The organism is Alteromonas marina (assembly GCF_000808575.1).
Taxonomy (GTDB): Bacteria; Pseudomonadota; Gammaproteobacteria; order Enterobacterales; family Alteromonadaceae; genus Alteromonas; species Alteromonas marina_A.
On record NZ_JWLW01000012.1, the window covers coordinates 346,176 to 360,016 of the forward strand.

15 protein-coding genes are annotated in these 13,841 nt (G+C 45.2%); 10 read left to right on the plus strand and 5 right to left on the minus strand.

The window, feature by feature from the left end; all coding sequences use genetic code 11:
- Positions 1-93 precede the first annotated feature (93 nt).
- A complete protein-coding gene (locus RJ41_RS07110) occupies positions 94-891 on the plus strand; it encodes a M48 family metallopeptidase (RefSeq protein ID WP_039218718.1) in 798 nt (265 codons plus the stop codon).
- A 110-nt stretch (positions 892-1,001) separates the two neighbouring features.
- On the opposite strand, the gene RJ41_RS07115 is transcribed toward RJ41_RS07110, so the two are convergent.
- Entirely contained in the window at positions 1,002-1,844 is an 843-nt protein-coding gene (locus RJ41_RS07115) for a mechanosensitive ion channel family protein (RefSeq protein ID WP_039218720.1), read from the minus strand.
- 783 nt (positions 1,845-2,627) lie between these two features.
- On the opposite strand from RJ41_RS07115, the gene RJ41_RS07120 reads away from it, so the two are divergent.
- The 4 genes from RJ41_RS07120 to ruvX all read left to right on the plus strand — a co-directional run bounded on the left by RJ41_RS07120 (position 2,628) and on the right by ruvX (position 5,567).
- On the plus strand, positions 2,628-3,356 hold the full coding sequence (locus RJ41_RS07120; RefSeq protein ID WP_039218722.1) for a 16S rRNA (uracil(1498)-N(3))-methyltransferase: 729 nt from the start codon (positions 2,628-2,630) through the stop codon (positions 3,354-3,356).
- A gap of 138 nt (positions 3,357-3,494) precedes the next feature.
- Positions 3,495-4,448: a glutathione synthase gene (gene gshB / locus RJ41_RS07125; protein ID WP_039218725.1), complete on the plus strand. Its 954-nt coding sequence runs from the start codon at positions 3,495-3,497 to the stop codon at positions 4,446-4,448.
- Positions 4,449-4,576: 128 nt separating this feature from the next.
- Entirely contained in the window at positions 4,577-5,143 is a 567-nt protein-coding gene (locus tag RJ41_RS07130; RefSeq protein ID WP_014950460.1) for a YqgE/AlgH family protein, read from the plus strand.
- Positions 5,136-5,567, plus strand: a complete 432-nt coding sequence (ruvX, locus tag RJ41_RS07135) for a Holliday junction resolvase RuvX (protein WP_014980071.1) — start codon at positions 5,136-5,138, stop codon at positions 5,565-5,567. Before RJ41_RS07130 ends, ruvX begins: the two co-directional genes overlap by 8 nt.
- 46 nt (positions 5,568-5,613) lie before the next feature.
- Here ruvX and RJ41_RS07140 read toward each other — a convergent pair whose 3' ends face one another.
- The 3 genes from RJ41_RS07140 to RJ41_RS07150 all read right to left on the minus strand — a co-directional run bounded on the left by RJ41_RS07140 (position 5,614) and on the right by RJ41_RS07150 (position 8,236).
- Positions 5,614-5,931 carry a putative signal transducing protein gene (locus tag RJ41_RS07140; RefSeq protein WP_039218730.1) on the minus strand — a complete coding sequence of 106 codons (318 nt, stop codon included), beginning with the start codon at positions 5,929-5,931 and terminating at the stop codon, positions 5,614-5,616.
- Positions 5,932-6,071: 140 nt separating this feature from the next.
- Entirely contained in the window at positions 6,072-7,184 is a 1,113-nt protein-coding gene (locus tag RJ41_RS07145; RefSeq protein ID WP_014977241.1) for a PilT/PilU family type 4a pilus ATPase, read from the minus strand.
- An 8-nt stretch (positions 7,185-7,192) separates the two neighbouring features.
- Positions 7,193-8,236, minus strand: a complete 1,044-nt coding sequence (locus RJ41_RS07150) for a type IV pilus twitching motility protein PilT (RefSeq protein ID WP_039218733.1) — start codon at positions 8,234-8,236, stop codon at positions 7,193-7,195.
- Positions 8,237-8,263: 27 nt separating this feature from the next.
- On the opposite strand from RJ41_RS07150, the gene RJ41_RS07155 reads away from it, so the two are divergent.
- From RJ41_RS07155 to RJ41_RS07175, 5 genes are all read left to right on the plus strand, one after another.
- The gene (locus tag RJ41_RS07155) at positions 8,264-8,950 is read left to right on the plus strand and encodes a YggS family pyridoxal phosphate-dependent enzyme (protein ID WP_039218736.1); all 687 of its coding nucleotides are present in this window, start codon (positions 8,264-8,266) and stop codon (positions 8,948-8,950) included.
- 70 nt (positions 8,951-9,020) lie between these two features.
- Complete coding sequence (gene proC / locus RJ41_RS07160; RefSeq protein ID WP_014950466.1) at positions 9,021-9,842, plus strand: pyrroline-5-carboxylate reductase; 822 nt, start codon at positions 9,021-9,023, stop codon at positions 9,840-9,842.
- Between the two features lie 20 nt (positions 9,843-9,862).
- Positions 9,863-10,399: a YggT family protein gene (locus tag RJ41_RS07165; protein ID WP_014950467.1), complete on the plus strand. Its 537-nt coding sequence runs from the start codon at positions 9,863-9,865 to the stop codon at positions 10,397-10,399.
- 96 nt (positions 10,400-10,495) lie between these two features.
- Complete coding sequence (locus RJ41_RS07170; protein WP_039218741.1) at positions 10,496-10,969, plus strand: DUF4426 domain-containing protein; 474 nt, start codon at positions 10,496-10,498, stop codon at positions 10,967-10,969.
- 331 nt (positions 10,970-11,300) lie between these two features.
- The gene (locus RJ41_RS07175; protein ID WP_039218744.1) at positions 11,301-13,391 is read left to right on the plus strand and encodes an NADPH-dependent 2,4-dienoyl-CoA reductase; all 2,091 of its coding nucleotides are present in this window, start codon (positions 11,301-11,303) and stop codon (positions 13,389-13,391) included.
- Here RJ41_RS07175 and RJ41_RS07180 read toward each other — a convergent pair.
- A complete protein-coding gene (locus tag RJ41_RS07180) occupies positions 13,388-13,723 on the minus strand; it encodes a VOC family protein (RefSeq protein WP_039218745.1) in 336 nt (111 codons plus the stop codon). The genes RJ41_RS07175 and RJ41_RS07180 overlap by 4 nt on opposite strands.
- Positions 13,724-13,841 lie beyond the last annotated feature (118 nt).

A 13,841-nucleotide genomic window follows, 5' to 3' on the forward strand; every position in this document is an offset into this window, starting at 1 on the left:
TACCAATACTGCTAAATAGACGTACAAGCTGACTGGCATTTTTTAGTAACTGATATACAAAAATGGTGTTTTCAGTAAACAAAAGGATTAACCATGAAATTGAAATTCACTGCATCAGCGGTCATTGCTGCTGCACTTACACTAACCGCCTGTGCGACCTCACCTACAGGCAGAAACCAAGTACTGCTGTACTCGGAAACTCAATTAGCGCAGATGGGCGACCAAGCTTTTTCGGGCATGAAAGAAGAACTTAAAATTTCTAACAAAGCAGTACAGAACTCCTATGTGGAATGTGTTGCAAACGCCATTACTGCCCAAGTGCCCGAAAGTGTTTTTGGCGGTCAGTGGGAAGTGGTAGTGTTTGACGATGAACAGGTTAATGCATTTGCGCTACCTGGTGGAAAAATTGGAGTTTATACAGGCTTGCTCAATGTTGCTGAAAATCAGCATCAACTTGCAGCTGTTATTGGCCATGAAGTAGGTCATGTCATTGCAGAGCACGGTAACGAGCGTATGTCTCAATCAACACTGATTAATGTAGGTAGTCAAGCGGTAGGTCAAATACTGGCTGCGAACGAAGTCCCTCAATCAGGTCCTATAATGGCTGCAATTGGTTTAGGCGTTCAAGTAGGTGTTCAGCTTCCGTTTAGCAGAACGCACGAGTCAGAAGCTGACGTCATCGGTCTTCAACTTATGGCAAAGTCTGGGTTTGATCCAAGGCAATCTGTGAACTTATGGCAAAACATGGATGCTGCAAGTGGAGGTAACCGCCCGATGGAGCTTCTGTCTACTCACCCTGCCCCTCAGACAAGAATTGATAACTTACAAGCAAATATGCCTGCAGCCTATGCGGACTATCAGGCCACCGCTTATAGACCTAATTGTAAATAAAGGTACAACCTTATAGGAGTATACATTTTTTAGCGTCTAAATAGCTGACTCGTTATTGAGGCAAAAAAAACGCTGCATATAGCAGCGTTTTTTCGTTTTTAAGATAGCGATTACTCGCTGTCTGTTTTGTGTAGGTGCACATCCATTTGTGGGAATGGAATTGAAATGCCTTCTTCATCAAAACGCAGTTTAACGTTTTCAGTGAAGTCGAATTTAACACCCCAGAAATCAGCAGAATTTACCCATGGACGAACAATGAAGTTTACGCTGCTGTCAGCCAGTTCAGATACCGCGATTTTCGGCGCAGGTTCAGCAAGAATTCTGTCGTCTGCTGCAACCATTTCTTCAAGGATCTTCTTCGCTTTGAGAAGGTCTGCGTCGTAACCAATACCCACAACCATATCTACACGACGAGTATCTCTCGCTGAGTAGTTAGTAATATTACCGCCATAGATGTTGCCGTTTGGAACAATAATTTCTTTATTGTCTGGCGTATTCATCGTAGTGGTAAAGATTCCGATCTTAACAATAGAACCCGCAGTACCAGCAGCCTCAACAAAGTCTCCTGATTTAAACGGCTTAAATACAAGCAGCATTACGCCTGCTGCAAAGTTTTTGAGTGAATCTTGCAGTGAAAGACCAATCGCTAAACCAGCCGCACCTAAAATAGCTACAAGAGAAGTAGTATCCACACCTAGTTGGTCAAGTGACGCAACAATGACGAACAGCATCAAAATAGCGCTAAGTATCGCCTCTAGGAAATCTACCAACATGTCATCATATTTAGACTTAGACATTAAACGTCTAAATACAGACAAAATAAATCCAACTACGATCTTACCGACAACATAAATCGCAATCGCCATTAAAATATTAATACCCCATGGAATGGCGTAGTCGTTTATGTACCTTTCAACATCGCTTGCTGAAAAAAGCGAGAGTTTCTCTTCCATAATATGGTCCTTGTCATGGTTTGTTGTAATTAACGCAACTACGTTAGCAGCTAATCGTATTATCACCAATACTTAATAGGTCCTAATAGCGTAAATTCGCCCTAAAGTCTAAGCCACATAGGCTATTGATAGTGTTAGTATTATCCTAAAGTAGCGATATATGACGTCATTTATTGCCACTTCATAGACTAAAGTTTGAGTATATTTTTCAGTAATTGTCACACGCATGTCACCCAATATTTTTACTATTTCATACCGAAGCCTTGATGCGCTTTTTCCAATTTAACGGAAGTTACCGAGTTTTAAGATGTTTTTTTTGATGATTTTTTAGCCATAAAGTTTTATACTAAAGTCTCATAAGAATTAAAGCATGCTATCTACTTCGATACGCTTGCTTTTAGTTTCTTCTGAACGGGCTTTAGCAAACTATGTCAATTAAAGGATTAACGCATGTTGCTTCTATTAACCCTATTTTCAGTCGTCTTGTGTTTATTTTTATATTCACTACGCACTGATAAAGGAAAACACACCAAGTATGCAAGAGCGGACTACCGCCCAGAACCAACATCGAAGTCTTCTTCCACCGTGTTGAAATCAACTTCGAACAACTCTTCGCCTTCTGCAGCGTAGAGTTAATTTACGAGTCAGGTGATTTAAATATAGGCCGCATGCTGTTGTTTATGTAAGTATTTGCTCAATTATTTACATGCTGCTGTCGACAGCATTGCAACCTGTACCTGCACACACGTATCATACGCATCAAAACCAAACACACGATTTATTATGCGTATACCAAGAGTTTATTACCCCAATCCAATTCCGTTAGAGCAAGAGTTTGAGTTAACTGAAGACGCCGGTCATCACATCGCTACGGTACTGCGCATAAAGCCCAATCGCCCTATTGTGCTTTTTAATGGCGACGGGAACGAGTACAGTGCGCAAATTATTAGCGTCCAAAGAAAAAAAGTGACGGTTGAAGCCGACGCTTGTTTATCGCTAGCGAAAGAGTCCCCGCTTCATTTGCACTTAGGTCAAGGTGTATCTAAAGGCGATAGAATGGATACCGTGCTACAAAAAAGCGTGGAACTTGGCGTATCGGAAATAACCCCCGTGATCACTGAACGCTGTACGGTTAAACTCGACGAGTCGCGCTGGGAAAAGAAAATTCAGCAATGGCAGAAGATTATTATTGGCGCCTGTGAACAAAGCGGTCGCAACATTATTCCCGTGCTCAACGCTCCGGTTAGTCTTAATCAATGGTTGTCGTCTTCAACCAATACCACAAGATTAGTTCTCGCACCTGGCGCAGAGCAAAGCTTGGCAAGACAACCTTATAATGCTCAAGGCTTTCGTTTGCTTATTGGCCCTGAAGGTGGGTTATCTGAAACAGAAATTCATCAGGCAAACGAAAACGGTTATCAGTCGGTAAGTTTGGGCCCGCGTATTTTGCGCACCGAGACAGCGGCGATTACAAGCCTAAGTATTCTTCAAGCTCAGCACGGCGACTTCTAAGTCAGTATTTTAGGCAGCTATATAGCAAGCATAGTGCTAGCTCAGTAACTTGAAGAATTCAGGTGTGCCCCCATATATATTTACAATCAGCCGGGCCATCTGAGCCGGCATTTTATCAACATTCAAGGTGAAAACATTATGCAATATACCGTTGGCGTAATTATGGACCCCATCGCAAGTATTAAGCCACACAAAGATACAAGCTTTGCGATGATGCTTGAAGCTCAGCGCCGCGGTGCAAAGATTGTATATTTTGAATTAAAAGACCTGTATTTAGACAATGGTAAGCCTATGGGCTTGGGTAAAATCGTGTCGGTCAAAGATCAAGCGACAGATTTCTACTCCATTGAAGACGAGTCTACTCTGTATTTAGGCGACATTGATGTGCTACTCATGCGCAAAGATCCGCCATTTGACAGCGAGTTTTTGTATGCGACTCAGGTGCTGTCGCTTGCGCAAGACGCGGGAGCGCTAGTTGTGAATAACCCTCAAGCGCTTCGCGACTACAACGAGAAGCTGTTTACGTCGTACTTCCCAGAACACATTCCAAACACGTTAGTCACGAACAACCAAGCGCTTATCCGTGAATTTCACGCCAAGCACCAAGACATTATTTGCAAACCCTTAGACGGTATGGGTGGCGCATCTATTTTTAGAGTGAAGCCTGATGGCAATAACTTAGGCGTTATTATTGAAACCCTAACCAAGTTAGGCACGCGCTACATGATGGTACAAGAGTACCTTCCAGAGATTAAAGACGGCGACAAGCGCGTACTCATCGTTGATGGTGAAGTCATGCCGTACTGCTTAGCGCGACTGCCTACAAAAGGGGAAACCAGAGGTAACCTAGCCGCTGGCGGTACTGGACGCCCTCAGCCAATCTCAGATTCTGACCGCGCCCTAGCCGAAGCCATCGCGCCAACGCTCAAGGAAAATAACATTTTATTTGTAGGACTTGATGTTATAGGCAGCAAAATTACTGAAATAAACATTACTAGCCCAACTTGCGTAAGAGAAATAGAAGCAGCTTACGATGTTAATATAATGGGTGCGCTGTTTGACGCCATTGAAAAGCGCTTAGCCAATAAATAAAGTAAGGTTGCATTTCAAACACAGTGCAGTTCGTATCGTAAAAAGCAAATATGAGTGGATAGAGCGCCTTTAGCTTCAATAGTGTAAAGGCCCTGAAAAAATAAAAGATAGTAGATAAAAGACAAACTATGACGGAATTAAAAAGCCTACAAAATCATTTTCTGGTCGCGATGCCTAGTTTGGACGATCCGTATTTTTCTCGCTCGCTCATTTATATTTGTGAACACAATGCTGAAGGAGCTATGGGTATTGTAGTAAATCAACCCTCCACCATGAACGTGAAGCAGCTTCTTGAACAGACTGACAAAGAACTCACTGTGTCTGACGACAAAGCAGAGCAAATCGTGCTGGCTGGCGGTCCTGTAAGCCAAGAGCGAGGATTTGTGCTGCACTCGTCGCAAAGAGAGTGGGCATCTAGCTTAAAGCTTGCTCCAGGGGTTATGGTGACCACCTCCAAGGACATTTTGACTGCTATTGCCAATGATGAAGGCCCTGAAGACGTTTTGATTGCTTTGGGGTACGCGGGCTGGACAGCCGGTCAGCTTGAGAAGGAAATGCAGGAAAACGCATGGCTCACCATCGAAGCTGACGAAGAAATTCTGTTTAACACGCCTATGCACAAGAAATGGCAAGCAACAGTAAATAAACTCGGTGTGGATGTATGGCAGCTAGCACCGGGAGCGGGACATGCCTGATATAGGAAACCGTACGGTACTTGCGTTTGATTTTGGTACCAAAAGCATTGGCGTGGCGGTAGGTCAGGAAATTACCGGTACGGCTTCCCCTCTTGCAGCGCTGAAAGCACGAGACGGTATTCCTGACTGGACGTTAATAGAAAAGCTTTACGAAGAATGGCAACCGCATATCGTGGTGGTGGGTTTACCGCTTAATATGGATGGTACTGAGCAGGAGATGACTCAACGCGCCCGCAAATTTGCAAACCGCCTGCACGGGCGTTTTAAAGTGGCCGTTGACACCTGTGATGAGCGACTGACTACCACAGACGCTAAAGCCATGCTGTTTGAGTTAGGTGGCTATAAAAAACTGACTAAGGACAAAGTTGATAGTGTGTCGGCCTGCGTCATATTCGCTAGCTGGAGCGAGAGTCAGTACGAATAGTTGTTAGGGCCTGTTGATCGTTGTATGCTGCTGGCCCTTGCTGTTATTAATTTTCTGCCCCACACTGCCAGCAGACATCAAAAGCAGCGCCATTTTGTTCACTGCACTCACCACAAATCCAGTCTTCACTAGATAATGCCTTATCGTTTGGTTTCTGAATGAAGGGCTCAATAACTCTTGACGCTCTTGCATACCAGCTATCGTCAACAAGCCACACTTCCTGCTGAGAATCTTGCCAAGGCAGCTCTCCGATTGCGCCACTGGCAAACTCATTTTTTACCATATAAGGAATAGATAAAGCGTCAAGCTCACTGCGAACCGCTTGAAGTTCAAAAGCGTCTTGTGAAGTGAAGAGTTTTTTCAATGGCTATCCTCTTGTTAAACACAAAAGCAGCCCTTGGGCTGCTCATCGTGCGAGAAAAACGTGTCTCTCTACTGCTTTATTTCAGTAAGCGTTTCAAATGCAGCTCCCCCTAAAGGGATTTCAGCATAAAGCGAAAGCAATTAGTCATCCATATCAATAGATACATTTGACAGTGTACCTAAGCTAGAACCGTCGCTGGTATCAAGCTTGATCATTAAGCGCAGGTCATTAGGCGAGTCGGCGTGGTGCAGCGCTTGGTCCATATCAATCTTACCCGCTTTGTACAAATCATACAGCGCCATATCAAAGCTCTGCATGCCCTGCTCTTTGCCTTTTTTCATTGCTTCTTTTAACGCGCCTATTTCATTGCGCTGTATTAGGTCGCGTACTAGCGGCGAGTTTAGCAATATTTCTATTGCCGCAACCCTACCCTTGCCGTCTGGCGTTGGTACTAACTGCTGCGCCACGATGGCGCGAATATTCAAGCTTAAGTCAAAGCGCAACTTATCGTGCTGATCTTTCGGCGCTAAATGCATAATGCGCTCAATCGCTTGGTTTGCGTTGTTAGCGTGTAGCGTAGCCACACACAAATGCCCGGTATCAGCAAACGACATGGCATATTCCATGGTTTCCATTGAGCGAATTTCACCAATAAGAATGACGTCAGGCGCCTGACGTAGCGAACTTTTAAGGGCGTCGTCGAAAGACTGAGTATCTATGCCCACCTCGCGCTGGGTAATAACACAGTTTTTATGCTCATGAACAAACTCAATGGGGTCTTCAATAGTCAGTATATGCCCGTGCGAATTTTCATTTCTATGTCCAATAAGCGCAGCCAGTGACGTGGACTTACCCGTGCCTGTTCCACCTACAAATAGAACAAGACCGCGTTTAGCCATAATAATTTCTTTTAATACTCGCGGCAGACCCAAATCATCAGCTTTCGGAATTTGAGTAACGATGCGGCGAATCACCATGCCCGCTTGGTCACGCTGCCAAAATGCTGAGCAGCGGAAACGACCAATGCCCTCTCGTACTATGGCGAAATTACATTCTTTGGTCGTGTGAAACTCATTCTGCTGTTTTTCAGTCATCGCTTCGTGAACCAGCGCCAGCGATGCCTCTTCCGAGGTCGCGCTTTCCGTCACTGGCGTAAGTTTGCCGTTAATTTTGGCACTTACCGGAAACCCCGCCGTTACGAATAAATCCGATGCGTTGGTATCGACCATTTTTTGTAGTAGTGAATCTAACATATTGGCCTCTAGAAACTGTTCATCGACTGTTTATCAACTGACTTTGCTGCGGCGTCTTGTTTGGTGATAACCCCCATCGCCACTAAGCGCTGAAGACACTGATCCATGGTTTGCATACCGTGAGCCTGACCCGTTTGAATAACCGAGTACATTTGCGGCACTTTATCTTCTCGAATAAGGTTACGAATAGCGGGGATCCCCACCATGATTTCATGAGCCGCAACTCGGCCCCCGCCTACTTTCTTAAGCAGGGTTTGTGAAATAACCGCACGCAATGATTCCGACAACATAGAACGCACCATGGCTTTTTCTTCTGCCGGGAAAACATCGATAATACGGTCAATGGTTTTTGGTGCAGAGTTGGTGTGAAGAGTGCCAAATACTAAATGGCCGGTTTCGGCAGCTGAAATGGCAAGGCGTATGGTTTCTAAGTCACGTAGCTCACCGACTAGAATTACGTCTGGGTCTTCACGAAGCGCCGAGCGCAGTGCGTTATTAAACGAGTGCGTATCGCGGTGTACTTCCCGCTGGTTTACCAAGCTAAGCTTGTTGTCGTGCACGAATTCGATAGGGTCTTCAATGGTAAGAATATGTTCACGCTTGTGGGTGTTGATATGGTCAACCATGGCCGCAAGCGTGGTACTTTTACCCGAGCCGGTGGCACCTGTCACAAGTACAATGCCGGTAGGCTGATTAATGATGTCTTTAAATATTTCAGGCGCGCCTAAGTCGTCCAACGTTAGCACTTTACTGGGGATAGTACGTAATACGGCCGCTGCGCCTCGGTTTTGCACAAACGCGTTAACACGAAAGCGCGACAAGCCATTTACTTCGAAAGAAAAATCGGTTTCTAGGTTTTCTTCGTACTCTTTGCGCTGCATGTCATTCATAATCTCATAAACGAGACCATGAACTTGTTTGTGATCGAGGGCAGGCACGTTCAGCTTACGCATTTCGCCATCTACACGAATTATTGGTGGTAGGCCCGCTGATAAGTGCAAATCTGAGGCGTTATTCTTAACACTGAAAGCCAAAAGTTCGGTAATATCCACAACCACTTCTCCAAAACAAGGTGAATAATGCAAACAATAGCAGAAAGATTAGATTCCGCACGAAAAGGAATAGACCAAGCCGCTACCAGTGCACATCGTCCACCAAATTCCGTTAAATTGCTAGCGGTTAGCAAAACAAAACCCGTATCAGATATCATGGAAGCGTATGAAGGCGGACAACGTATGTTCGGCGAAAATTACGTGCAGGAAGGTGTTGAAAAGGTTCAGGAACTTTCTCACTTAAGCGATATAGAGTGGCACATGATTGGTCCAGTTCAGTCGAATAAAACCAAGGTAGTAGCCGAACACTTTGATTGGGTTCAGTCGGTAGATAGAGAAAAAATTGCCCGCCGCTTAAACGAACAGCGGCCTGACTCAATGCCGCCGTTAAACGTATGTATTCAGGTTAATATTGATGACGAAGAGAGTAAGTCAGGGGTAGCCCTTAGTGAATTAGATGCGCTAGTGGAGTTTATTAACTCTCAAAAGCACCTGACCTTACGTGGACTAATGGCGATTCCCAAAGCTGATCCTAGTGAAGAGCAGCAGCGCGCCACACTGTCTAAGCTAAAAGAAATATTCGACCATTACCATACATCATTGAGCAATTTTGATACCCTATCCGTAGGAATGAGTAGTGATATGGCAGAAGCGATTCAACACGGGTCGACTATGGTGCGCATCGGCACCGCTATTTTCGGTAAACGAAACTAGCGCGATAACCCAACGGGTAGCGCTTCGCCTCGCTACACAGACTTAAACGCAACCAACAAATAGGATTTACATGCAACAGAAAAAATTAGCATTTATTGGCGCGGGTAACATGAGCCGCAGCATCATCAGTGGTCTTATCAAATCTGGGTACGCGAAAGAAAACATCCTTGCGGCAAACCCTTCCACACCAAAGTTAGACGGCCTGAAGGCCGAGTTTGGTATTCACACCACACAATCTAACGATGAAGCCTGCCAATTCGCTGATGCCATAGTGCTTGCAGTAAAACCGCAAATAATGGGCGATATGTGCGGCGAGCTTCAGAAAAACAATGACCTTTCGGGCAAGTTGTTTATGAGCATCGCAGCTGGTCTGCCGGTAGCCAGATTGCAAGAAATGCTAGGCGGTGAATACCCTGTTGTTCGCATTATGCCAAACACCCCGAGCTTGTTAGGTAAAGGCATGTCAGGGATGTATGCCGACGACACGGTTTCTGAGTCAGACAGGCAATACGTTGACGATGTGATGAACAGCGTTGGCGAAACCGTTTGGGTAGACAAAGAAGAGGGTATTAACGGCGTTATCGCCGCAGCGGGCAGCAGCCCTGCTTATTTCTTCTTGTTCTTACAAAATATGCAGGAAGAAGCCATGAACATGGGCTTTGACAAAGCGCAATCTCGGTTAATGGTTCAACAAGCCATGTTAGGCGCAGCCGAAATGGTTTGCAACAACCCAGACCTTGAATTAAGTGAACTTCGTGCCCAAGTTACGTCTAAGGGCGGCACAACCGCAGAAGCCGTGAACACTTTCATTAATGAAGGTTTAAAAGATATTGTCAGCAAGTCGATGCGCGCCGCCGTAGCACGTGCTGAAGAAATGGCAAAACAGCTATAACGTTTTAGGAAAAACACAACATGAACGCAACGGTATTTTTGGTTGATACCTTATTTAGCCTTTATTTGATGGTGGTTATTCTGCGCCTTTGGTTACAAATGGTACAGGCAGATTTTTATAATCCACTCAGTCAATTTGTAGTAAAAGCAACCCACCCTATCGTGGGGCCGTTGCGCCGTATCATTCCGTCAATCGGCAGGTTCGACACCGCTACCTTTGTGTTAGCGGTAGCGGTATGCGCGCTTAAGCTAATAACCCTAGGGTTAATGTTTGGCGGTAGTCTAAACCCAGTCGGCATTGCAATTTTGTCAGTAATTGGCGTGATAAAAGAAACCCTGTCGTTAATGTTTTGGGTGTTGCTACTACGCGCTATTTTGAGCTGGGTGTCACAAGGTCAGTCTCCGGTTGACTATGTTCTGTATCAGCTAACCGAGCCGTTTTTAGCGCCAATCCGCAAAGTCATTCCACCATTGGGTGGATTGGACTTATCAGTGCTTATTGCCATCATCGCATTACAGTTTTTACAGCTTCTGATCCAAGACACTTTCCCCATGTAAATAATGTCAATTGAAGACACTATTAGGGAAAGTACTGGTCTCGCAGTTTGGTTCATAGAGCAAAACAAGCTGTAATAGGTAAGAATTGAAAATAAGATGAAGGCAGAGGTAGTTTCTATCATGGGTAGGACAAAACAAATCAAAAAAGCTTACGTAGCACTTCTTGCGATGGCGATGTCATGCTTGAGTTTTTCCACATTTGCCGAGCAGAAGCAAACGCTTGGTGAATGGGATGTTCACTATATGGTGGTGAGTACGCCATTTCTGACACCTGAAGTGGCGGCTAGCTATGGCATTGTAAGAAGTAAGTTTAATGCGTTAGTTAACATTTCGGTGTTAGACAAAGTTTCCGGTGAAGCGCAACGGGCAGATGTAACAGGTACGGCCAAGAATCTGTTAGGTAACTCGCGTAAGCTGACTTTCAAGAAGGTGGAAGAAGGTGATGCTATCTACTACCTTGCCGTGCTGCCATTTCGCGATCAGGAAACCTTTAGGTTTGAGATTGACGTTCAAAAAGGTAGCAGCAAACAAACGCTGAAGTTTCAGCAAAAAATGTACGTTGACGAGTAATTTATAAGGCGAGCACTGCTTTAATAATGCCAATATCGTAAGTAAGCGCTTACCTGTAACGCATTCATGCTTGTGATGAAAAGCAGTGATTAACGAAGCGAGATATCCGTTAACCCGGTATCTCGCTTTTTTATTATGTTAAAAATATGGGAACTGCACTTTACCAATCGAATGCGGTGGTAAATAATCAAAGCAACTGGTCGGGCAAGTTAGTGTGATCGGAGTATGAGTAACCATTAGCACTTAAATCACGAAAGACAGTTGAACACTGCGCCGCAGCAAAGAGCGACATGCACTAACTGCCTTCATAGCAAATAAAAAGAGAAAAATTATGAATACGCCCTCGTCTCAGACCGTATCTCAGACAGCTACACCGCAGTCTGCCAACAATTCGGAACAACTCTCACCTTACTTCCCTAACCTGTTAGCTCCTTTAGATTTGGGCTTTACCACACTTCGCAACCGCACCCTAATGGGGTCTATGCACTTAGGCTTGGAAGAAGAAAAAGGCGGTTTTGACAAACTAGCTGCATTTTATGCCGAGCGTGCAAAAGGCGGTGCGGGGCTTATCGTAACGGGCGGCATTAGCCCTAATATTTCAGGTTGGGTAGCGCCCTTTGCTGGCAGAATGACCCGCTCTCGCCACGCGAAAAAGCACCGTGTTATTACCGACGCTGTGCATAAAGAAGATGGCAAAATTTGCATGCAAATTTTGCATTCAGGCCGTTACGGTTATCATCCACTTGCTGTTTCGGCTTCACCGATGAAGTCGCCCATTACCCCTTTTAAGCCCCGCGAATTATCCTCTCGCGGCGTAAGAAGCACAATTAAAGACTACGTAAAATGCGCTAGCCTAGCTCAAAAAGCGGGCTATGACGGCGTGGAAATTATGGGTTCTGAAGGCTACCTCATAAATCAGTTTTTCTGTGAGCGCACCAACAACAGAAATGATGAATGGGGTGGTAGCTTAGAAAACCGCGCTCGCTTAGCGATTGAGATAGTAAAAGGTGTGCGCGAGAAAGTGGGCGCTAACTTCATCATTATTTATCGCCTGTCTATGCTGGACTTAGTCGAAGGCGGCGCTAAGTGGGAAGAAGTCGTGTATTTAGCCAAAGAAATCGAAAAAGCAGGCGCTACGCTAATTAATACTGGCATTGGATGGCACGAAGCACGGGTACCCACTATCTCCACATCCGTACCTCGCGCGGCGTTTACCTGGATAACCGAACGCATGAAAAAAGAGGTGTCTATCCCTCTTATTACGACTAACCGTATCAATACGCCTGAAGTTGCAGAATCGGTACTCGCACAAGGCCATGCTGATATGGTATCGATGGCGCGACCTTTCTTGGCTGACGCTCACTTTGTAGCGAAGGCCATGCGCAATGAGTCTAAGCTAATCAACACGTGTATTGCCTGTAACCAGGCTTGCCTAGACCATGCATTCGAACAAAAGCGTGCAAGTTGCTTGGTAAACCCACAAGCGTGCTACGAGACCGAACTTACCTTTACCCCTACTCAAAATAAGAAAAAACTAGCGGTAGTAGGTGCAGGGCCTGCGGGTTTGGCGTTTTCTATGTATGCCGCAGAGCGCGGTCACGAGGTACATCTATTTGATAAAGCCAGTGAAATTGGCGGTCAATTTAATTACGCCAAGCAAGTGCCGGGTAAAGAAGAGTTTTACGAAACCCTACGCTACTTTGACAATCAATTAGCTCGCCTGGGCGTTACGGTTCACCTTAACACCCAAGTAAACGTAGAGAGCCTTTCAAACAAGAGTTTTGATGAAGTAGTGCTAGGCACCGGTATTAATCCTCGTACGCTTACAATTGAAGGGCACGACCACCCTAAAGTGATGAGTTATTTAGACGTATTGCGCGACCACAAGCCAGTAGGCAAGAAAGTGGCTATTGTTGGCGCCGGTGGCATTGGTTTTGATGTAGCTGAGTTCTTAGTTGAACACGAACATTTAGCCAAAGATAAAGAAAAATGGCTGGCGCATTGGGGTATAGATAAAGACTATGCGGCACCGGGTGCACTCAAGGAAAAAGCCATAGAGCCTTCAGATCGCGAGGTGTATCTATTGCAACGTAAAACGTCTAAAGTGGGCAAAGGGCTAGGCAAAACAACGGGCTGGATCCACAGGCAATCATTGAAACACCACAATGTTCAAATGATAAATGGTGTAAGCTACGAGAAAGTAGACGATGAAGGCCTGCACGTGCTGATTAACGACACGCCCAAAGTATTGCCGGTCGATAACGTCATTGTATGTGCTGGTCAGGAGCCGTTTAAGCCACTCCAAAAACCTCTAGAAGAGGCCGGATTTACCGTGCACATTATCGGCGGTGCTGACGTTGCTGCTGAACTTGATGCTAAACGCGCTATCCGGCAAGGCGCTGAGCTAGCAGCGCGAATTTAAAACTGATCGAACATGATAGCGTTGCCATCCGGGTCTTTAACAATGAGATGCCCGGGGCCGCTATCGCCTTTCACAGGCACGTCCAATGCAATACCCTGTTCAACTAAGCTCGCCTGAAGTGCTCTAACATCGCCAGGGTTAAAGGTCATAATATTTTCTTCAAACATTCCTTCGAATAAGCCAATCATGGTGGTGCCATTTTTCATCATCAGCCATTTATCTTCCACCGACCCACAGGACGGCATAGCATCAAAGCCCAATGCTTCATAAAACGCTTTCGACTTGCTAATGTCCTTTACCGCTAAACTTAGCGAAAATAACCCTAACTCCACTGCATGCTCCCTGATAATTTTTGAAAATTGTTAACTAACTACTCTAGTGAAGCTTTTGAACAATATCACTGCCATTAGTCGCAAAAAGAAAAAAGCCAGTAATACTGAATATTACTGG